This window comes from Pseudomonas sp. 05N432, from assembly GCF_056396945.1.
Genome location: NZ_JBFTMM010000002.1, coordinates 54,274 through 72,843 on the forward strand (window position 1 = coordinate 54,274; position 18,570 = coordinate 72,843).

Consider the following 18,570-nt stretch of genomic DNA (forward strand, 5'->3'; position numbering starts at 1 on the left):
GAGCAGGCTCGCTCCCACAAGGTTGGGGACGTGGCCGATTTCAGCGGACGATTTTGTCCACGTGAATCCCGAGTTTTTTCAGCCGATACCAGAAGCTGCGCTCCGAGATACCGATCAGTTGCGCGGCGGCCGCTTGTACGCCATTGCTTTGTTGCAGGGCGGCAAGAATGTAGGACTTCTCGACTTCCATCAGCGCGGCGTCAAGGTCTGGCGGCACGCCAGTGCCTTCGTTGAGGGCCACGCGGGCGCCGTCGACGGTGGGCCTTGAGGCGAACAGGTACGCCGGCAGATCATCTTCCTCGATGACTGAACCCGAGGCCACGATGGTTGCTCGTTCAACGCAGTTCTGCAGTTCGCGGATATTCCCCGGCCATGAATAATTGGCCATGGCCTGCAAGGCTTCCGGGCTGAAACCGGTGATCCGCTTGCCGGCGGTAGCGCCCAGGGTATGAGCGAAGTGTCGGGCCAGTGGCGCGATGTCTTCGACCCGTTCACGCAGGGCGGGCAGGGGGATCGGGAACACATTGAGGCGATAGTAGAGGTCTTCGCGAAACTCTTTGTTGGCCACCGCTTCCAGCAGGTTCTTGTTGGTGGCGGCGATCACTCGCACATCGACTTTGCGCTCGCGCGGGTCGCCTACCGGCTCGATCACTCGCTCCTGCAAGGCCCGGAGGATTTTTGCCTGCAAGGCCAGCGGCATGTCGCCGACCTCATCGAGAAACAGCGTGCCCTTGTCGGCCTGCATGAAGCGCCCGACCCGGTCCGTCACGGCGCCGGTGAAGGCGCCTTTGCGATGGCCGAACATTTCACTTTCCAGCAACCCTTCGGGGATCGCTGCACAGTTCACTGCGACGAAGGGTTTGTCAGCGCGGTTGCCATGTTTGTGGATGGCCCGGGCGACCATTTCCTTGCCAGTACCGCTTTCGCCGGTGAGCAGAATGGTCGCATTGCTTTCGCGTACCGAATCCACTGCTTGCAGCACTCGACGGAAGGTCGGGCTGTCGCCCACCAGGCTGTCGATCTGCTGGTGTTCTTCAAGCTCGGCGCGCATGCGCTGGTTGTCTTTGAGGATGTCGCGAAATTGCAGGGCCTTGTTGACGGTGATGTCCAGCTCATCGATGTCGAACGGCTTGGCAATGTAGTCGAAGGCGCCATTGCGCATCGATTGCACGGCATTTTTCACCGTGCTGTAGGCCGTCATGACGATCACCGGCAGTTGCGGATAACGCACTTTGATTTCCGCCAGCAACTGCGGCCCGTCCATTCCAGGCATGCGCCAGTCGCTGATCACCAGGTCGATGTTTTCCTGTTCCAGCACCTTGAGCGCATGCAGGCCATTGCTGGCGGTGAACACCTGGATGTCGTTCTGGCTCAGGGCTGAGGCCAACAAGTCGCAAAGCTTGGGCTCATCATCGACCACCAGAATGTTATGCGTCATCACTGTCCTCGTCGTCGCTGTCGTCTTCACCGTTGGCCGGAATGTACAGGCTGAATGTGGAGCCGGCATCTTTTTCACTGATGCATTCGACCCGTCCGTCATGGTTTTCCATGATCGAGAAGACTTTTGCCAGCCCCAAGCCTGTACCTGAAGCCTTTGTGGTGACGAACGGTGTAAAAATCCGTTCGAGCATGTCCGGTTCGATGCCCTGGCCGGTGTCGGAAACACTGATGACGGTGTATTCCTTATCGGTGGTTATGCCCAGGGTCAGGCGGCCGCCGTCAGGCATTGCGTCTATGGCATTGATCACCAGGTTCAGGCAAGCCTGTTTGAGCTGTCGTGCGTCGGCATAGATGGTCGCGCCGGGGGCGGTATCTTCGATTCGGGCGTCGATGTTGTGAGTCGCCAGTTCCGGGGCGCAGAACCCGACCAACTCATCAATCAGCGGTCGCACCGGTTGGGTGGAGCGCATGGGCGCGTTGGGCTTGGCAAAGTCGAGGAAGTCGGTGATCAGGTCGTTGATTCGGGTGACCTCGCTGACCACGTATTCAAGATGCCGTTTGTCGGTTTCGGGCAGGTCGGCGCGACGGTGCAACAATTGGGTCGCGGTCTTGATGATGCCCAGCGGGTTGCGGATTTCATGGGCCAGGCCCATGGCCACTTCACCCAGGGCGTGCAAGCGATCGCGGCGGCGCAGTTGCGACTCCAGGTGCTGCAACTCGCCGAGACGTTCGGTCATGTGGTTGAAGGTGCTGCTCAGTTCGGCCAGTTCGTCGCTGCCATAAACCGGCACTCGCTGACGATAATCGCCGTCGATCACCGCCCGAACGCCTTTGGAGAGCGCGCGCAGGGGCTGGGTCAGGCGTTGCGAGACCAGCCAGCCGACACCCAGCGACAGCGCCGAACTGAGGATGAAAATCAGGATGAACAGGTTGCTCTGGTTCACCAGCCCGACCAGGCTGTTGTGGCGCAGCAGGCCACTGAAGATCACCCCCTGAAGTTCACCGCTGTCATTGAGGATTGGCCGATAGATGCCGCTGTAGTTTTTGGTGAACTGTTCGATCGGATTTTTCGTGGTGCGCAGGATCTGCTCGATGTCTTCGGGCACCTTCATGGGGTGATCTTCGAAGCGCTGGGTCGCGAAAATTTCCGAGAAGTCATCGGCCTTGGCCAGGTACAACCGCAGGTCAAGGGAATGCACATCGGCGACGCTGGTGAGAAAGCTGCTGTCCAGGTAGTTGGCGAGGACCAACTGATAATCGACCCCAGCCTGGGTTGTCTGGAAGGTCGAGACCAGGATGCCGGTGGACGCGCCCGTGACCTGAATGGTTTGCAGGACGGCTTTGGGCGCGGTGTTGATTTGCTGGACGATGTCGTCGGCCACGGTACTGAACAGCACTTTGTGATCGCTGGTGCGCACCAGCGTCACGACGTCGATGCCCATGGCTTCGGCAATGTCGGCGCTGAGGCGGTCCTGCCGGGCCGAGAGCTGGTCGTTGATCGGGCGGATGTGGCGCAGTAACAACTGGGCGACCCGCGTGTTTTCGCGGAGGATTTCCCGGACCTCGTCTTCGACGATCTTGGTCGACTCCTGCAACCAGATGCGCACGTTGCTATCGAAGATCTGTGACAGCGTGGTGGCCGCCAGTTCCGCTGCGATCATGGTCGGGATCACGCTGACCAGCCAGAATGCCAATACCAGCTTGCGTTGCAGGCTCCAGCGGGAGATGGCGAAGGGCAGGGCTTTACGGCGTCGGACTTTGATCATCAGGTTTCGCTTATCGCAGCAGCCATGGCAGGGTCGGATTTATCCGGTCGGACAAACAGTTTCACGAGTTTCAATACTGTATTGAGCAACCCGTTGCGGTGGTGAAAAAACAGCGTATTGCCTTCGAATTTACAACCGAGCCGCAGCTTACTGGCATAACCGGCCTGGCCGCACTCATACAGCGGGATTTTGTGTTGAATACAATAGTCGACATTGGTCAGCCAGCTTCTGAAGTACAGGTTGTACTCACGGGTCTGTTCCAGGTCGTGGGCAAAAAATTTGTCCACCAGTCGATGTTCGTCCAGCAACACCAGGTTGAACGCCACCAGTTGCTCGCCCACCCAATACAGCACGCACGCGGCACGTTGGTCGAGGTGTTCGAGGATACTGGTGAAATACGCTGCGGACAGTCGTTCGAACTCCAGATCACTGCGCGCCAGGGTGGCTTCATACAAACGCATCATCTGGGGCAATACATCGTCGACCGAGCGTCGCCATTCGATTCGCGGGCCTTGCGCCCGAAGTTTTCGGCGCAAGTCCTTGCGGGTGGATTTGCCCAGTGTGCCGAGATAGGCATCGAGTGAGCCGAACGTGATCGGCAATACCGCACTCGGTAAACCAGGCATGGTTTGCAGCCCGGCCTCGCGGCAGACGTCAATCCACTGCTGATCGTGGCTGGGTGCATCCTTGACCGCCAACAGGCCGATACCCGCCTGGTTGGCATCGTTACGAGCCAACGTCAGTAACTGACGCAGCAGCGCCGGACGTCGGTCTTCGGTGATGTGGCTGGCGGTGCTTGCGTGGCATTGCTCGGTCACTGGCGAGCCCAAGGCATACAAGCGAATATCCAGCACGCCCGGCAACCATTGGCGCAAGCGTTGCGTGATGCGTTTGCCGATGCCCTGCACCGTGGTGTCGAGCGAGTACTGGGTGGTAAATGCCGCGGCTGCGGCAATCAATGCGCTGCCTTCATAGAGTGCAAGGTAGCGCCACTGGAAGTCGGTGACCCCCGCCTGTTCAACGGCCCGGTAATAATCCCAGTCCTCCAGTTCCCCTGGGAAACAGTCATTCCAGGCGCAGCGTTCAATGGCCTCGATAGTTGAAAAGGCTTGGGCGGTAATCACGTCTTGTCCTTAAGCTACGCCAGTTGTCGATACTCTTCACGCTCGCCGGGCTTTATGGAGAGCTGATGGACAAAGTCCGCGCTCAGGTCCACGACACGGCGGTATTCCAGGTCAACTGTGATCATGTGATAGCAGTTGTCCAGCAGGATCTTGGTGACCGGGCCGCCGAGATGGCGTTCGACGTAATCGGCGTTCCAGCGGCTGGTGATGTCGTCTTCGATGGAGTGCAGCACCAGGGCCGGCGTCTTGATCGACGGCATGCGTTTCTTGACCACGGCATTCATCCGGTGCAATTCGCGCACGGTGACGCCTTCCATGGTCAACAGACCGGCATTGCTGCTTTCGCCGTCCTTCATCTGACGTTCGACGATTGCCCGCAGGCGCTCGTTCTTGATGCCATAAGGTGGCTTCTCTTCGAAGCTGCACATGCGCACGCCATACGGAATCTTCATCAACAAAGGCGTCAGGAACGCCAGTTTGTGGATGCTCCAGCCGTCGTAGCGCAGGGTGGTTGAATACATCAGCAGGCCGGCGACCTGTCCTGGATGCTCGGACGCGACGTACATGGACATGACCGCGCCCATGGACAGACCGCCGACGAACACCTGTTCGTGCTTCTGGCGAATGCCCACGAATGTCTTGCGTACACCTTCGTACCAGTCCTGCCAGCCAGTGGCTTGCAGGTCGGCGTTGTCACCGCAGTGCCCGGCCAGGGTTGGCACGTACACCGTGCAACCCGATTTGGCCAGGCCAATGGCAACCCGACGCAACTCCGTCGGGGTGCCGGTCAGGCCGTGGATCAACAACACCGCGACCTCGCCACTGCCGAGAACGAAACCGGTACTACCTTCGCCGAGATCGATCTCTGTTTGGTTCATCGTTTCATGGCCCGGTTCAGCAATTGCTCGAGCAGTTTCAGGCCCAGGTCGATTTCCGCGTAGCTGATTTCCAGCGACGGGGCCAGGGTGATCACGTTCTTGTAGTAGCCGCCCACGTCGAGGATCAGACCCAGTTTCTGACCGTCAACCACCATATCGCCCTTCATGCCTTCCTCGACCATGTAGTCCAGGGTCGCCTTGTCCGGGGTGAAGCCGTCAGTGGTGCAGATTTCGCAGCGCAGGGCCAGGCCCAGGCCGTCGACGTCGCCGATGATCGGGAAGCGTTTCTGCAGCTCTTGCAGGCCTTCGAGGAAGTACTTGCCCTTGGCCATGACCATCGAGCCGTAGTCGACTTCGTGGGTCATCTTGAACATTTCCAGACCGACTGCAGTGCCCAGCGGGTTGGAGGCGAAGGTGGAGTGAGTCGAACCTGGCGGGAAGAGCTTAGGGTTGATCAGCTCTTCGCGAGCCCAGATGCCGCCCAGTGGGTTGAGGCCGTTGGTCAGCGCCTTACCGAAGACGATCACGTCCGGCTTGACGTCGAAGTGTTCGATCGACCACAGCTTGCCGGTACGCCAGAAACCCATCTGGATTTCGTCGACGACCATCAGAATGCCGTGCTGATCCAGCACTTGCTTGAGTTCGCTGTAGAAGTTCATTGGCGGAATCACGTAGCCGCCGGTGCCCTGGATCGGCTCGACGTAGAAGGCTGCGTATTCGCTCTGGCCGACTTTAGGGTCCCACACGCCGTTGTATTCGGTTTCGAACAGGCGGGCGAACTGCTGCACGCAGTGGCTGCCGTATTCTTCCTTGGTCATGCCTTTCGGGCCACGGAAGTGGTACGGGAACGGGATGAAGTTGGCGCGTTCACCGAAGTGACCGTAGCGACGACGGTAGCGGTAGCTCGAGGTGATCGACGAGGCGCCGAGGGTACGGCCGTGGTAGCCGCCTTCGAAGGCGAACATCAGGCTCTTGCCGTTGCTGGCGTTACGTACGACTTTCAACGAGTCTTCGATGGACTGCGAACCGCCGACGTTGAAGTGCACGCGGCCGTCGAGGCCGAACTTGTTCTTGGCGTCGACCGCAATCATTTCCGACAGCTCGATCTTGCCTTTGTGCAGGTACTGGCTGGCGATTTGCGGCAGGGTGTCGATCTGTTGTTTCAGGGCGTTGTTCAGGCGCGGGTTGGCGTAGCCGAAGTTGACCGCCGAGTACCACATTTGCAGGTCGAGGTAGGCCTGGTCGCTGGTGTCCCACACGTACGAGCCTTCGCAACGGCTGAAAATGCGCGGTGGTTCGATGTAGTGAACTGTGTCGCCGTAGGAGCAGTACTTGGCTTCTTTTTCCAGAAGAATCTGGTCTTCTGGTGTAGCAATGCGGATATCAGACATGGTGGAAGAGTTCCTGATTTTGTAGCGAGAGTTCAGAAGAGGTTTCAAGCGTGAAGGAGGTGGCGTTAGCCGCATTGCCGGCCGGCAGCTTGGCCAGCAAGGCCGGAAGTTCGGCGAAGCTGTCGAAGCGGGCATAAGCGATGCCATTGCGTTCGCAATGTTCGGCCAGGCGGTCCTTGGCAAAGACGAAGTCGGCGGTGGACGCCACGCACATGTCGGACTGACCGTCACCGATCACCAGCACGCGTTTGCTGCTGGGCGTGGATTTGCATTTGCAGTTGCCGGAGGCCGCACGACAGGCGTCACTCGAATACGGGAAGTCGATGCGCCAGCTGTTGTTGTCGACCTGGCGCAGGCGGTTGGCGAGGATCGGCAGGAGGCTGACGTAGTTGCGTGCCAGAATCCGCGCGATACCTTGTTCGATGCCGTCACTGACGACTTCGATGGAAGCACCCAGGCCGACCACGTGGTCGACAAAGTCCGGGAAGTCGGCATCGATTTCGACGCTGTCGAAGAACCCGAGCAGTTCATCGGGAGTTGCCTTGACCAGCGAAAGCTGGCGGCTGAGGCATTCACGCGAACCGATAGCACCGCTCAGCCACTCGTCTTCGATCGCTTCCCAGCTCGGGTCGGCGAAACGTTGGAGAATGCTGTCGATTACGTCGGTTCGGGTGATGGTCCCGTCGAAATCACACACGATATGCCAATCAATCATCTGCATTACCTATTGGGCAGGGGCGCGCTGATGCGCTTGCAACGGGGTAGAGCAGGGACTGTGCCAAGTTGTTTCAAGCCCTGTGGGCTAGGGCTCTGAGATATGCTGGGCAGGAAATATGTCCGGCTAGCTACAATTTTTGTAGGTTGCTACAAACAACATGAGTGCTTGCGCAGCAAAGTCGACCTGGGAGTTGATGCGCGCCTGTACTGATAAGGAATCGCTTTATGTTCAGGATTACCTCTGCTGTATTCACTGCCTTGCTGGGCCTTGGCGGCTTTTGCGCCACCGCGCAGGCTGCCGGGATAACCGGTGAGGCGGGGCTCGGCATGAGCAATCAGCCCTATGACCCGACGGGTAGCCGTTATGAAACCGTGCCGGTGCCTTACTTCGATCTGGACTGGGGCGATGTCAGCCTCAGCACCGACGACGGTTTGACCTGGAGCGCCTTGAAAGCCAATGGTTTCAGTGCCGGGCCGTTTCTCAACTACATTCCGGGCCGCAACTCCAATGGCACGCTGCGGGGCCTGCACAATGTGTCGGCCATGGGCGAGGCCGGTGGTTTCGTTCAGTACAGCCCGGCTGATTTCTGGCGCATTTTCGCTTTCGTCGGCCATACCGTGGGGGCTAATCGCGGCCAGGGTGGTGTGCTCGGTCGGGTGGGCGGGGAAGTGGGTTATCCACTGGGGCTGGGGATCATTGGCAGTAGCGAATTGAGCGCCAGTTTTGCCGATCGCCAGCAGACTCAGACGTTCTTTGGTGTTTCCGCAAAAGACGCCCGGGATTCGGAGTTCCGTCCGTACAAGGCCAGTGGCGGCATGCAGAATGTGGCGTTGACCCAGAACTTCGAGTTCCCGCTGGCCGCAAAGTGGTCACTGGTGACAAGTGCCACCTGGAAGCACCTGACCAATTCCGCGGCGGACAGCACTATCGTCAAACAAGAAGGCCGCGTGAACCAGGGCGAAGTACAGGCGGCGATCAGCTACAAATTCAATTGACCATCCCCTGTAGCAGCCTTCGACAGCTGCTACAGGTAAGTTTGGTCTGCCGTTTGCAATAGTTATGGAGAACTCAATTTCTCAGGAGTGCTTCATGGCTCGTCCCGTGTATCGTTTCCTTGCCTATTCGCTGTGGGACCTGGTCCCGATTGCGCTGGGTGTGGCTCATCTGGCGTTTGTCCTGTGGTTGGTGCTGGCCTTCCATGACCTGTCGTGGTGGGCCATTGTGCCGCTGGCGCTGGTCTATGCCGTGAGCCTGTCGTGGAGCATCAACAGCATTTCCCACAATCAGATCCACAACCCGTACTTCACCCTTGGCTGGATGAATCGGGCATTCGATCTGTTGTTGTCGGTCACCATCGGTTTCTCGCAGACGCTCTACCGCGACATCCACAATCGCCATCACCGTGGTAATTCAGACTTGCCGGATGCGCACGGAAAAACCGTCGATCCGCTGTCGATCTACCTGCGTGGCAAGGATGGGCAACCCGAGAACCCCTGGTCGTACACCTTTCTCAGCTTTTTCCGCGATGATCCCAAGCCGTTCTACGAAGAAATGCAGCGCAAGCGGCCGAGCGATGCGCGCTGGGTCAAGGTCGAGATCTATGTGACGGTGGCGGTGTATGTGGCGCTGGCGTTCTATGACTGGCATGCGGTGTTGCTGTTGCTGCCGTTCTGGTATCTGGGCCAGGCACTGTCGTCGCTCAATGGGTATTACGAGCATTTTGGCGGCAATCCGGACTTGCCGATCGCCTGGGGCGTGAGCAGCTACAGCGTGCTTTACAACCTGATCTGGATGAACAACGGCTATCACGCCGAGCACCATTACCGGCCGAAAATGCACTGGACCCAGGTCAAGGCATTCCACCGCGAAATTGCCGAGCAGCAACGTGCGGCAGGGGTGAAGGTGATCCCGGTGTCACACGGTTTGGGCTTTCTGACGGCCCACCGCAAAGGCTGACCCAAAAGCACTTTTGTGGCGAAGGGGTAAGTTAAGCCGCGACACGATCCGTAGCAGTTGGCGAAGCCTGCGTTCGGCTGCGCAGCAGTCGTAAAATCAGACACCACATTTTTTCAGGTTAACCGTGGTGGCAGGGTTTGCGGCCGCTTCGCGGCCGAACGCAGGCTTCGCCAGCTGCTACAGGGAGTGTGCTAAGCCTGAATAGGGTGAGCCCCTCGCCACAGGGAAATGCGTTGTTCTTAGGCCTCTTCGCCTTCCGCCAGCAACGCTATCCCGCCCATGATCACTGCCACGCCCAGCCAGTGCAGCAGGCTGATATGTTCGCCGAGGCCGAGCCACGAGCCGAGCAGCACGCCGACAAACACCAGTGAACTCAGTGGAAACGCCAGCGACAGGCTGCTGCGCCGCAGGATCAACATCCAGACGAAAAACGCCCCGATGTAGCAGGCGATGGCCGTCAGCACCCCAGGATTACCGGCCACGGCGGCCAGCCATTGCAGGTTGAAGTCCATCTGCCCCAGTTGATCGCCACCGACTTTGGTGGCGATCTGACCGCCACTTTCAAAACCGATCAGCAGCATCCAGAGCACCACAGTGCCCAGACGTCCGTGCAACCAACCCATAGTGCTGTTCCTTTCCATCATCGATTGAGCGTCAGACATGGGCGACACACACGAGCATCACGCCCGCCGTAATCACCACGGTGCCCAGCCAGCGCCGGCGGCTGACGGTTTCACCGAGCACCACTTTGCCCGCCAGTACCACGCCGCAATAAGCCAATGCCGCGGATGGGAACAACAGGCTCAGCGGCGCGCGGGACAGGGCTTCGAGCCAGACAAAGAACTCGATGGCGTAGGCGCCGATCCCGCACCAGAGCAACGGCGCGTTGAACACCTGGCCCCAGAATGCATTCAGTCGAAAGCCGCCTTCGAGCTCCGGTAAACGGTCCAGGCCCAGCTTGAAACAAAGCTGGCCGATGACGTCCAGAACAATCGAAAACGCTACCAGTAACACCACGGTCAAGGTCACGGGAATAACTCCTCGAACAGGCTGATCAGCGCCTGGTTGGTTGCCGCATTTCGCAGCAGATCGTCTTCGCTCCAGCGCTCGGGGGACGGCTGGTCGGATTTGGCTTCCCAACGCTTGAGCGCGTTGCTGAAGGCTGGTTGGGCGAACTCGCCGCAGACATCGATGCCGAGGATTCGCTTGCTCGCGGCCAACATCCGCAGGGCTTGCAGCAAGTGCGTCAGCCGCATGCCACCCTGATCCCAGTTGGTCGCGGCGTCTTCGCTGGCCAGCACATCCTTGTCGATGGTAATCCACACCGCTTCGGTCGGCAGGCTCTCGATCAGTTGCTGGAGAAACACCGGCCAGTCGAGGTCGGCCAGGTTACGCCAGTGCAGCAGGTTTTCCCGCTGTTGATGCCCGGCACCATCGCCGATGAAACCCCAGACCTGGGACGGCGGATGCTGCCAGGGGAACAGCTGCAAGTCGCCACGCTTCAGCGCGCCGACGTTACCGCCACGCAGTTGCGGGTTATGCAGGTCATCGCTGCACGGTCCGAGGGTGACGATGCGTTTGATGTTCGGCAGCTTCAGTGCCCGGTTGACCCATGAACCGCAATGCCGACGCGGCGCGAAACGCACCCAGTCGGGATGGTTGTCGAAATGAATCAGGCTGACTGGCTCGGTAATTTCGGCGAGAAAAGCCGGAGTCAGGTGGTGGTAGTCACCGGAACCTATAAAGAAAATTTCCGGCTGCGGCCCCGTATGGCGGGGCCGTTCGCGCAGGCGTTCGGAAAAGCGTCGATAGTTTTTCTCGCTGGACCACAAACGCAGTTTGGGGCCCAGATCGAGCAGGTCCAGACGTTTCGCGCGCCCGCTTTCCAGCAGGCGGGCAATCGGCGCCTGGGCTGTCAGGCTATGGTCGAGGTCCAAGATATTCAAAACGTATTTTTACCCATGGCAGCGCCCCTCCAAAGCCGGTGCAGTCGATCGCGAGCGCAGGCCGGGCGGGCTTTAGGGGTTAAATGCAAGGGACGGGCCAGCCACGATCGGAACGCTGTTCCATTGTGGTCAGGCGTGAACGCGGACCCAAACGGAAACCAACACCGTTGCCGCCATCAGCCACGCAAGCGCAGCCACCGCCAGCGAGGCCTCCAGTCGCAGCCGATCCACCATCACATACAACGTCGCCAGATAAACGAAGTACGGAATGATCGACCACATGCCAAATACGATGGTGGTCTTCAGATCGTCCAGCGAGCGGCCCTTGCCGACGATGTAATGGGCAATCAGGGCAAAGGTCGGAAACAGTGGCACCAGGCCTGCGATGTAATAGTTTCTGGTTTTGGCGAGGAAGGCGAGGATCACCACCACCGCGGCGCCCAGTGCAGCTTTTAACAGTAGATCCACGAAAACTCTCGCAGTGGGTTAGTGGCTCAAGCCGTATTTTTTAACTTTGTCGAACAGCGTGGTCTTGGCCATTCCCAGTTCCTGGCTGGCCTGGGTCAGGTTGCCGCCGCTGCGCTGCAAGGCATCGTTGAGCAGGTTGCGTTCGAAGGCTTCCACCGCTTCGGAGAACGCCAGGCCCTGGGCGGTGCCGCCGGTGCCGGACTTCTTGAAAGCCGGCAAACCCAGGGCAAATCGCTCGGCGACGTTGCGCAGTTCGCGCACGTTGCCGGGCCAGTCGTGGCTCATCAGGTTCGACAGGGTCTGGTTGTCCAGTTCAGGCAGCGCACGGTCAAAGCGCAGGGACGACTGCTGCAAGAAGTGTTCGAACAATTGCAGGATGTCTTCGCGACGCTCACGCAGCGGCGGCAACTCCAGCGTCACTACGTTCAAGCGGTAATACAGGTCGCTGCGAAACTGACCGGCGCGGCTCAAGTCGTCGAGGTCGGACTTGGTCGCCGCGATCACCCGGCAGTCGACCGCGACGCTCTGGTTCGAGCCGAGCCGCTCCAGCGTGCGCTCCTGCAATACCCGCAGCAGTTTGATTTGCAGCGGCAATGGCATGCTTTCTACTTCGTCGAGGAACAACGTGCCGCCGTCGGCGTGTTCGATCTTGCCGATCCGGCGTTTTCCGGCACCGGTGAATGCATTCGCTTCGTGACCGAAGATTTCACTTTCGAACAGGTTCTCCGGCAGGCCACCGCAGTTCAGCGCGACGAATTGCTTCGACTGACGGCGGCTGAAGTCGTGCAGGCAACGCGCGACCAGTTCTTTGCCGGTGCCGGTCTCGCCTTCGATCAACACGTTGGCCGAGGTGTCGGCGACGTTGGCGATCAGCTCGCGCAGGTGCTGCATGGCGGGCGAGCGCCCGATGATCCGCCCCTCCAGGGAATCACGCTCGGCCAGTTGCCGGCGCAGTGAGGTCACTTCGCGGGCGAGGCTGCGTTGCTCCAGGGCGCGGCGTGCGACGTCGACCAGGCGTTCGGGGGAGAACGGTTTCTCCATGAAGTCGTAGGCGCCTTTTTGCATCGCGCCAACCGCCATCGAGATGTCGCCATGGCCGGTAATCAGCACTACCGGCAGGCTGCGATCGCGGGCCTTGAGGCGGTTCAGCAGTTCCAGGCCATCGATGCCCGGCAGGCGAATGTCGCTGATGACGATCCCGGCAAAGTCGTCGCCGACCCGCGCCAGGGCCTCTTCTGCGCTGCCAACGCCTTCGCAGGGGATATCTTCCAGCGCCAGCGCCTGCTGGCAACCGAGCAGGACATGGGGATCGTCTTCGACGATCAGCACACTAAGGTCGTTGTTCATATCGGCTCGGCGGGAAGGGGGCTTACCAACGGTAAGCTGAGGACGAAAGCGGTACCACCGCTGGCCGGGTGCTCGACGCCGAGATGACCGCCGGTGGCGGCCGCCAGGCTCGCCGACAGGGTCAGGCCAAGGCCCAGGCCCTGCTCGCCGGGTTTGGTGGTAAAGAAAGGTTCGAACAAATGCTTGCGGGCTTCGGCGTCGATACCGTGGCCGTTATCGCGGACGCGCAGGCGATATTTACCGTCGACAACCTCACCTTCCAGCCATAGTTCGGGCAATGGCTGCGCTTGCATAGCGTCCAGGGCGTTGCCGATCAGGTTGACCAGGATCTGTTCCAGGCGGGTCTGGTCGATCTGTACTTGCACGTCGCTGAACTCGCGGTGCAACAGCAAACGAGCGCTTTCAAGGCGTGCGCCGAGCAACTGCAAGGCGGCATCTACCGCTTTACCGAGGCTGGCCTGGCCCTGATCGTCGCCGCGCCGGGCAAAGGAGCGCAGGCTGGCGGTGATCCGGCCCATGCGGTCGATCAGATCGTTGATGGTTTTCAGGTTGGCACTGGCGATGTCCAGCTGACCGCGCTCGAGAAAGCGCACGGTATTGCCGGACAAGGTGCGCAACGCGGCCAGCGGCTGGTTCAATTCGTGGGCAATGCTGGTGGACATCTGGCCGATGGCCGCGAGTTTACCGGCCTGTACCAGTTCGTCCTGAGCCCGACGCAAGGTTTCTTCAGCCTGGCGCCGTTCGCGGATCTGGCTTTTCAGGCGCTCGTTGCTGGCCCGCAGGTCGGTAGTGCGTTCGGTAATCTTGCGTTCGAGCTGATTGTTGGCTTCTTGCAGCGCTTCGCGGGCGGCGAGGCGGGTGGCGATGACTTTGCGCCGTTCGTTCCAGGCAATCAGCAGGAACGCCACCAGCGCGAAGGCCACAGCGACCAGGATGCCCTGGTTGATCGCTTCCCGACGCAAATCCCCGAGCGGTGTGAGCAGGGTGAAATTCCACGGTGTATCGCTCAAGGAGCGGGTCTGCGACAGGTAACTGATTTCCTGCTCATCCGAGACCAGCTCGGCGTTGGCCGGGAAGGTGATTTTCTCCACGCCTTCGGACAGCCGCTCGCGGGCCAGCGGTTCCAGTTCGTTGAGCGGGTACCAGTAATATTGCAGGCTGCGGGCCAGGCGTTCCTTGGTGTCGTCGCTGAGCGGGCGAACCGACTTGAGCCGCCGCGCCGGGTCGCTGGACAGGATGATGATGCCATTCTCGTCGCTGACGAAGGCTTCCAGGCGTGCCCGCTGCCAGCGTTCTTCCATGGCTTCGAGGCGGACTTTGACCACTGCGACGCCGATGATTTTGCCTTGTTCCTCCAGGCCGTGGGCCAGGTAGTAGCCGGGCTCGCCGTTGGTGCTGCCGATGCCGTAGAAACGACCGGGCTGACCGCGTACGGCATTCTGGAAATACGCACGGAAGGACAGGTCTTCGCCGAGGTAGCTGTCGACATCGCGCCAGTTACTGGTGGCCAGTACCCGACCGGTGGTGTCCATCACGTAGATTGCCCGACTGCGGCTGCGCCGGTTCAGGCCTTCGAGGTAATTGTTGACCGCTTGCCGGTGCTCTGGCGTAGGGTCGGTCAGCAGCTCTGAAACACCCGATTCGAGTTCCAGCAGGCTGGGCAAGTAGGTGTATTTGCTGATCTCGCTTTCGACCGCGCGGGCGTGCAGTTCCAACTGACGTTGACCGTTCTCGCTCAGGCTGCGAATACCGTAGTGCTCACTGACCCAGAAGCCGACGTAACCCAGCCCGACCATCAGCAAGATGACCAGCGGTGGCAGGAACAGGTGGCGAATCAGACGGGGTTTCACGGCAAGTGATGGCTTTGCAGCGCGATAGAGAGTGGAGTCGCATTTCATCACAGATGCCTTGGGTCAACCAGATCGCTTATCTACAACCTTCCACCGACCCAGTGTGGGAGCGGGCTTGCTCGCGAAAGCGGTGTTTCAGTCACCATCATCGTTGACTGTTATACCGTCTTCGCGAGCAAGCCCGCTCCCACATTGGGCGGCGGTGGTATTGAGCTTGTACTCGATCCCGGTTTTTTAGTGCTGCAGAATCTTGTCGAGGAAGTGCTGCGCACGGTCGGAGCGGGCGTTGATGTCGCCGAAGAACTCTTCCTTCTTGCAGTCTTCGATGATTTTGCCCTGATCCATGAAGATCACCCGATCCGCCACTTTACGGGCGAAGCCCATTTCGTGGGTGACGCACATCATGGTCATGCCTTCGTGGGCCAGTTGCACCATCACGTCGAGTACTTCGTTGACCATTTCCGGGTCGAGCGCAGAGGTCGGTTCGTCGAACAGCATGACGATCGGGTCCATCGCCAGTGCACGGGCAATCGCCACACGCTGTTGCTGACCACCGGAGAGCTGGCCCGGATGCTTGTGGGCGTGAGCCGAAAGGCCGACGCGCTCAAGCAGTTGCAGACCCTTTTTGGTGGCTTCTTCCTTGCTGCGGCCCAACACCTTGATCTGCGCGATGGTCAGGTTTTCGGTGATGGTCAGGTGCGGGAACAGTTCGAAATGCTGGAACACCATGCCAACGCGCGAGCGCAGTTTCGGCAGGTCGGTCTTCGGGTCGGCGATGGAGGTGCCATCGACCACCACGTCGCCTTTCTGGAACGGTTCCAGGGCGTTGACGCAYTTGATCAGGGTGGATTTGCCGGARCCGGACGGCCCGCACACCACRATCACYTCGCCTTTTTTGACCTCGGTGCTGCAATCAGTCAGTACCTGGAAGTCGCCATACCACTTGTTGACCTTCTTGATAGAAATCATACGGCAAACCTTTTTTGCAGACGCTTGACCAGCCGTGAGGCGGCAAAGCTGATTGTGAAGTACACCAGACCTGCGACGATCAGGAACTCATTGGCGCGGCCGATGATGTCGCCACTGGCCCGCGTAGCATTGAGGAAGTCCACCAGGCCGACCGTGTAGACCAGCGAGGTGTCCTGAAACAGGATGATGCTTTGTTGCAGCAACAGCGGGGTCATCTTGCGAAACGCTTGCGGCAGGATGATCAGGCGCATCATCTGGCTGTAGCTCATGCCCAACGCCTTGGCTGCACCCATCTGACCTTTGGGAATCGACTGCACACCGGCCCGGACGATTTCGCAGAAGTACGCCGCTTCGAACATCATGAAGGCCACGATGCACGAGGTGAACGCACCGATCGGCGTGTCTTCGCCGGTGATCCAGCGCAGCACGAACGGTACCGCCAGGTAGAACCAGGTGATCACCAGCAGCAGCGGGATCGAGCGGAAGTAGTTCACGTAAGCGCCGGCAATGTTCGACAGCAGCTTGCTGTGAGACAGCCGCATCAGCGCCAGGAGAGTGCCGAGGATGATCCCGCCGACGACGCCGAGCACCATCAGTTGCAGGGTCATGACCATGCCGTTCCACATGCCGGGGACGGCCTGGACGACGCCACTGAAATCGAGATCCATTATTTACCCCCCACGGAAATCAGGCCGGGCACCGCAACTTTCTTCTCGACCATGCGCATCAGCAGCATCAGGCTCATGTTCAGGGTGAAGTAGATCAGGGTGGCCAGGGTGAAGGCTTCGAACAGGTTGGCGGAGAACTCTGCGGTCTGTTTGGTCTGCGCGAGCAGCTCCATCAGGCCGATCAAGGAGGCGACGGAGGAGTTCTTGAACACGTTCAGGAATTCCGAGGTGAGCGGCGGAATGATGATCCGGTAGGCTTGGGGCAGCAGCACATTCCAGTAGATTTGCGGCAGCTTGAAGCCCATGGCACGGGCAGCCGATTCCTGGCCACGCGGCAGCGCCTGGATACCCGTGCGCACTTGCTCGCACACTCGGGCGGCGGTGAACAGGCCCAGGCACACGACGACGCTCAGGTAGGCCGAGGTGGTCGGGTTCAGGTCCTGCTTGTACCAGTCCTGCAGGTTTTGCGGCAACAGGTCGGGCACCAGGAAGTACCAGATGAACAGCTGAACCAGCAGCGGTACGTTACGAAAGAGTTCCACATAGCAGGTGGCGATGCCCGATACCAGGCGATTCGGTACGGTACGCATGACGCCGAGCACCGAGCCCAGCGTCAAGGCGACGATCCAGGCCACGATGGCGATGGCGATGGTCCAGCCCAATCCCGTGATGAACCAGTCGAGATAGGTCTCGCTGCCCACGCCGGTGGACTTGAAGAACACGCCCCAATCCCAGTTGTAATTCATTAGGGTCTCCCCTCAGATCAATCGATGTACAAGTGCCCGCCTGGGGAAACTCCGTTCCCTCTGATCTCGACGATCAGGCACACGCGATCGGCTCGACAACCACCGGTTCGAGTGTTTCCAGAAAGTGCCAGCAGGTAGTGACAGCCTCCTGAAAGGGCGCAGACCCTGTCAGGAGGTAAGGTCAGTCAGAAATCAGGATTTCTTTTCTTCAGCCGCTTTGTCGGTCGGGTTGGCGATCAGGGCCTTGAGCTCGTCGCTCATCGGGAACATCAGGTTCAGGTTTTTTGGCGGGATTGGCTGCATGAACCACTTTTCGTAGATCTTGTTGATCTCGCCGGACTTGTAGGTCGCGACGATGGCGTCGTCGACAGCCTTCTTGAACGGCGCGTCGCCCTTGCGGACCATGCAGCCGTAGATTTCATAGGACTGAGCAGTACCGGTCACGGCCCAGTCAGTCGGATTCTTGGCCTTGGCCATTTCACCGGCCAGCAAGGCGTCGTCCATCATGAAGGCGACAGCACGGCCCGATTCCAGCATCTGGAAGGATTCGCCATGGTCTTTGGCGGAGATGACGTTCATGCCCATCTGCTTGTCGGCGTTCATCGACTTCAGAATGCGCTCGGACGTGGTGCCGGCGGTGGTCACGACATTCTTGCCTTTGAGTTCGGCGAAGTCTTTGTAGGTCGAGTCTTTTTTCGACAGCAGCTTGGTGCCGATTTCGAAGATGCCAACGGAGAAATCAACTTGTTGCTGACGCTCGGTGTTGTTGGTGGTGGAACCGCACTCGACGTCCACAGTGCCGTTTTGAACCAGTGGAATACGGGTTTGCGAGGTGACCAGGTTGTACTTGACCTTCAGGTTTGGCATATCCAGGTCTTTCTTGATGGCTTCGACGATTTTCAGCTGAATATCGTGGGAGTAGCCGACCGGTACACCGGAAGCATCTGCAATGTAGGAAAACGGAATAGAAGCGTCACGATGCCCCAGGGTAATGGTGCCGGACTCTTTGATCTTTTTCAGGGTGCCGGTGAGTTCGGCGGCGAAAACTGGCGAGCTGATCAGAGCGGCCGCAATGGCTGCGCCCAGGATATGGGGAACGATGCGCATCAAATTTTCCTCTACATTGTTTTTATATGGAGCCAGTTTATCGGCCCTTTTGTACTGCGGAATGCCTTGACGGCTCCTGAAGTGTTGGCACATCAGACATTCGTCCCAAGTTGTAGAGCATGAGTCGTGCCAGTCCAGAATTAATAAGTTAACTTATTGATTTTAAAAGATATTTAATATTTATAGGGTTGGATTC

General features: G+C 59.2%; 18 protein-coding genes. 2 read left to right on the plus strand and 16 right to left on the minus strand.

Annotated features, from left to right (window positions below; translation table 11 throughout):
• Positions 1 to 40: 40 nt before the first annotated feature.
• From AC1DHT_RS02540 to AC1DHT_RS02565, 6 genes are read right to left on the minus strand one after another with little or no spacing between them, the layout of a single operon-like run.
• Positions 41 to 1,438 carry a sigma-54-dependent transcriptional regulator gene (locus tag AC1DHT_RS02540; RefSeq protein WP_427541111.1) on the minus strand — a complete coding sequence of 466 codons (1,398 nt, stop codon included), beginning with the start codon at positions 1,436 to 1,438 and terminating at the stop codon, positions 41 to 43.
• Complete coding sequence (locus tag AC1DHT_RS02545; RefSeq protein ID WP_442114451.1) at positions 1,428 to 3,206, minus strand: sensor histidine kinase; 1,779 nt, start codon at positions 3,204 to 3,206, stop codon at positions 1,428 to 1,430. Before AC1DHT_RS02545 ends, AC1DHT_RS02540 begins: the two co-directional genes overlap by 11 nt.
• The gene (locus AC1DHT_RS02550) at positions 3,206 to 4,330 is read right to left on the minus strand and encodes a GNAT family N-acetyltransferase (RefSeq protein ID WP_427541105.1); all 1,125 of its coding nucleotides are present in this window, start codon (positions 4,328 to 4,330) and stop codon (positions 3,206 to 3,208) included. Before AC1DHT_RS02550 ends, AC1DHT_RS02545 begins: the two co-directional genes overlap by 1 nt.
• A gap of 14 nt (positions 4,331 to 4,344) precedes the next feature.
• Positions 4,345 to 5,208 (minus strand): alpha/beta hydrolase, encoded by an 864-nt coding sequence (locus AC1DHT_RS02555; RefSeq protein WP_427541102.1) that lies wholly within the window; start codon positions 5,206 to 5,208, stop codon positions 4,345 to 4,347.
• Positions 5,205 to 6,599, minus strand: a complete 1,395-nt coding sequence (locus AC1DHT_RS02560) for an aspartate aminotransferase family protein (RefSeq protein ID WP_427533429.1) — start codon at positions 6,597 to 6,599, stop codon at positions 5,205 to 5,207. Before AC1DHT_RS02560 ends, AC1DHT_RS02555 begins: the two co-directional genes overlap by 4 nt.
• On the minus strand, positions 6,592 to 7,314 hold the full coding sequence (locus AC1DHT_RS02565) for an MtnX-like HAD-IB family phosphatase (RefSeq protein ID WP_427541099.1): 723 nt from the start codon (positions 7,312 to 7,314) through the stop codon (positions 6,592 to 6,594). Before AC1DHT_RS02565 ends, AC1DHT_RS02560 begins: the two co-directional genes overlap by 8 nt.
• 227 nt (positions 7,315 to 7,541) lie before the next feature.
• On the opposite strand from AC1DHT_RS02565, the gene AC1DHT_RS02570 reads away from it, so the two are divergent.
• The gene (locus AC1DHT_RS02570; RefSeq protein ID WP_427541096.1) at positions 7,542 to 8,312 is read left to right on the plus strand and encodes a MipA/OmpV family protein; all 771 of its coding nucleotides are present in this window, start codon (positions 7,542 to 7,544) and stop codon (positions 8,310 to 8,312) included.
• A 94-nt stretch (positions 8,313 to 8,406) separates the two neighbouring features.
• Complete coding sequence (locus AC1DHT_RS02575; RefSeq protein ID WP_427541093.1) at positions 8,407 to 9,273, plus strand: fatty acid desaturase family protein; 867 nt, start codon at positions 8,407 to 8,409, stop codon at positions 9,271 to 9,273.
• A 239-nt stretch (positions 9,274 to 9,512) separates the two neighbouring features.
• Here the strand turns inward: AC1DHT_RS02575 and AC1DHT_RS02580 are convergent, their stop codons facing one another.
• From AC1DHT_RS02580 to AC1DHT_RS02625, 10 genes are all read right to left on the minus strand, one after another.
• Complete coding sequence (locus tag AC1DHT_RS02580) at positions 9,513 to 9,917, minus strand: DMT family transporter (RefSeq protein ID WP_427541211.1); 405 nt, start codon at positions 9,915 to 9,917, stop codon at positions 9,513 to 9,515.
• A gap of 10 nt (positions 9,918 to 9,927) precedes the next feature.
• The gene (locus AC1DHT_RS02585; protein ID WP_019693380.1) at positions 9,928 to 10,302 is read right to left on the minus strand and encodes a DMT family transporter; all 375 of its coding nucleotides are present in this window, start codon (positions 10,300 to 10,302) and stop codon (positions 9,928 to 9,930) included.
• A complete protein-coding gene (locus tag AC1DHT_RS02590; protein ID WP_427541090.1) occupies positions 10,299 to 11,219 on the minus strand; it encodes an arginase family protein in 921 nt (306 codons plus the stop codon). The genes AC1DHT_RS02585 and AC1DHT_RS02590 overlap by 4 nt, the downstream gene beginning before the upstream one ends.
• 129 nt (positions 11,220 to 11,348) lie before the next feature.
• On the minus strand, positions 11,349 to 11,678 hold the full coding sequence (locus AC1DHT_RS02595) for a GlpM family protein (RefSeq protein WP_173859969.1): 330 nt from the start codon (positions 11,676 to 11,678) through the stop codon (positions 11,349 to 11,351).
• Between the two features lie 27 nt (positions 11,679 to 11,705).
• On the minus strand, positions 11,706 to 13,034 hold the full coding sequence (gene aauR / locus AC1DHT_RS02600) for a two-component response regulator AauR (RefSeq protein ID WP_427541087.1): 1,329 nt from the start codon (positions 13,032 to 13,034) through the stop codon (positions 11,706 to 11,708).
• Positions 13,031 to 14,932: a two-component sensor histidine kinase AauS gene (gene aauS, locus AC1DHT_RS02605; RefSeq protein ID WP_427541084.1), complete on the minus strand. Its 1,902-nt coding sequence runs from the start codon at positions 14,930 to 14,932 to the stop codon at positions 13,031 to 13,033. Before aauS ends, aauR begins: the two co-directional genes overlap by 4 nt.
• A gap of 186 nt (positions 14,933 to 15,118) precedes the next feature.
• The gene (locus AC1DHT_RS02610; protein WP_427541081.1) at positions 15,119 to 15,853 is read right to left on the minus strand and encodes an amino acid ABC transporter ATP-binding protein; all 735 of its coding nucleotides are present in this window, start codon (positions 15,851 to 15,853) and stop codon (positions 15,119 to 15,121) included.
• Positions 15,850 to 16,521: an amino acid ABC transporter permease gene (locus AC1DHT_RS02615; RefSeq protein ID WP_427541078.1), complete on the minus strand. Its 672-nt coding sequence runs from the start codon at positions 16,519 to 16,521 to the stop codon at positions 15,850 to 15,852. Before AC1DHT_RS02615 ends, AC1DHT_RS02610 begins: the two co-directional genes overlap by 4 nt.
• The gene (locus AC1DHT_RS02620; RefSeq protein ID WP_427541075.1) at positions 16,521 to 17,267 is read right to left on the minus strand and encodes an amino acid ABC transporter permease; all 747 of its coding nucleotides are present in this window, start codon (positions 17,265 to 17,267) and stop codon (positions 16,521 to 16,523) included. Before AC1DHT_RS02620 ends, AC1DHT_RS02615 begins: the two co-directional genes overlap by 1 nt.
• A 192-nt stretch (positions 17,268 to 17,459) precedes the next feature.
• Positions 17,460 to 18,374, minus strand: a complete 915-nt coding sequence (locus AC1DHT_RS02625; RefSeq protein ID WP_427541072.1) for a glutamate/aspartate ABC transporter substrate-binding protein — start codon at positions 18,372 to 18,374, stop codon at positions 17,460 to 17,462.
• Positions 18,375 to 18,570: the final 196 nt, after the last annotated feature.

Coding starts and splice junctions, on each gene's coding strand:
- AC1DHT_RS02540 (WP_427541111.1), bottom strand. CDS start 1,438: ATGACGCATAACATTCTGGTGGTCGATGATGAGCCCAAGCTTTGCGAC.
- AC1DHT_RS02545 (WP_442114451.1), bottom strand. CDS start 3,206: ATGATCAAAGTCCGACGCCGTAAAGCCCTGCCCTTCGCCATCTCCCGC.
- AC1DHT_RS02555 (WP_427541102.1), bottom strand. CDS start 5,208: ATGAACCAAACAGAGATCGATCTCGGCGAAGGTAGTACCGGTTTCGTT.
- AC1DHT_RS02560 (WP_427533429.1), bottom strand. CDS start 6,599: ATGTCTGATATCCGCATTGCTACACCAGAAGACCAGATTCTTCTGGAA.
- AC1DHT_RS02565 (WP_427541099.1), bottom strand. CDS start 7,314: ATGATTGATTGGCATATCGTGTGTGATTTCGACGGGACCATCACCCGA.
- AC1DHT_RS02570 (WP_427541096.1), top strand. CDS start 7,542: ATGTTCAGGATTACCTCTGCTGTATTCACTGCCTTGCTGGGCCTTGGC.
- AC1DHT_RS02575 (WP_427541093.1), top strand. CDS start 8,407: ATGGCTCGTCCCGTGTATCGTTTCCTTGCCTATTCGCTGTGGGACCTG.
- AC1DHT_RS02580 (WP_427541211.1), bottom strand. CDS start 9,917: ATGATGGAAAGGAACAGCACTATGGGTTGGTTGCACGGACGTCTGGGC.
- aauR (WP_427541087.1), bottom strand. CDS start 13,034: ATGAACAACGACCTTAGTGTGCTGATCGTCGAAGACGATCCCCATGTC.
- aauS (WP_427541084.1), bottom strand. CDS start 14,932: ATGAAATGCGACTCCACTCTCTATCGCGCTGCAAAGCCATCACTTGCC.
- AC1DHT_RS02615 (WP_427541078.1), bottom strand. CDS start 16,521: ATGGATCTCGATTTCAGTGGCGTCGTCCAGGCCGTCCCCGGCATGTGG.
- AC1DHT_RS02620 (WP_427541075.1), bottom strand. CDS start 17,267: ATGAATTACAACTGGGATTGGGGCGTGTTCTTCAAGTCCACCGGCGTG.
- AC1DHT_RS02625 (WP_427541072.1), bottom strand. CDS start 18,374: ATGCGCATCGTTCCCCATATCCTGGGCGCAGCCATTGCGGCCGCTCTG.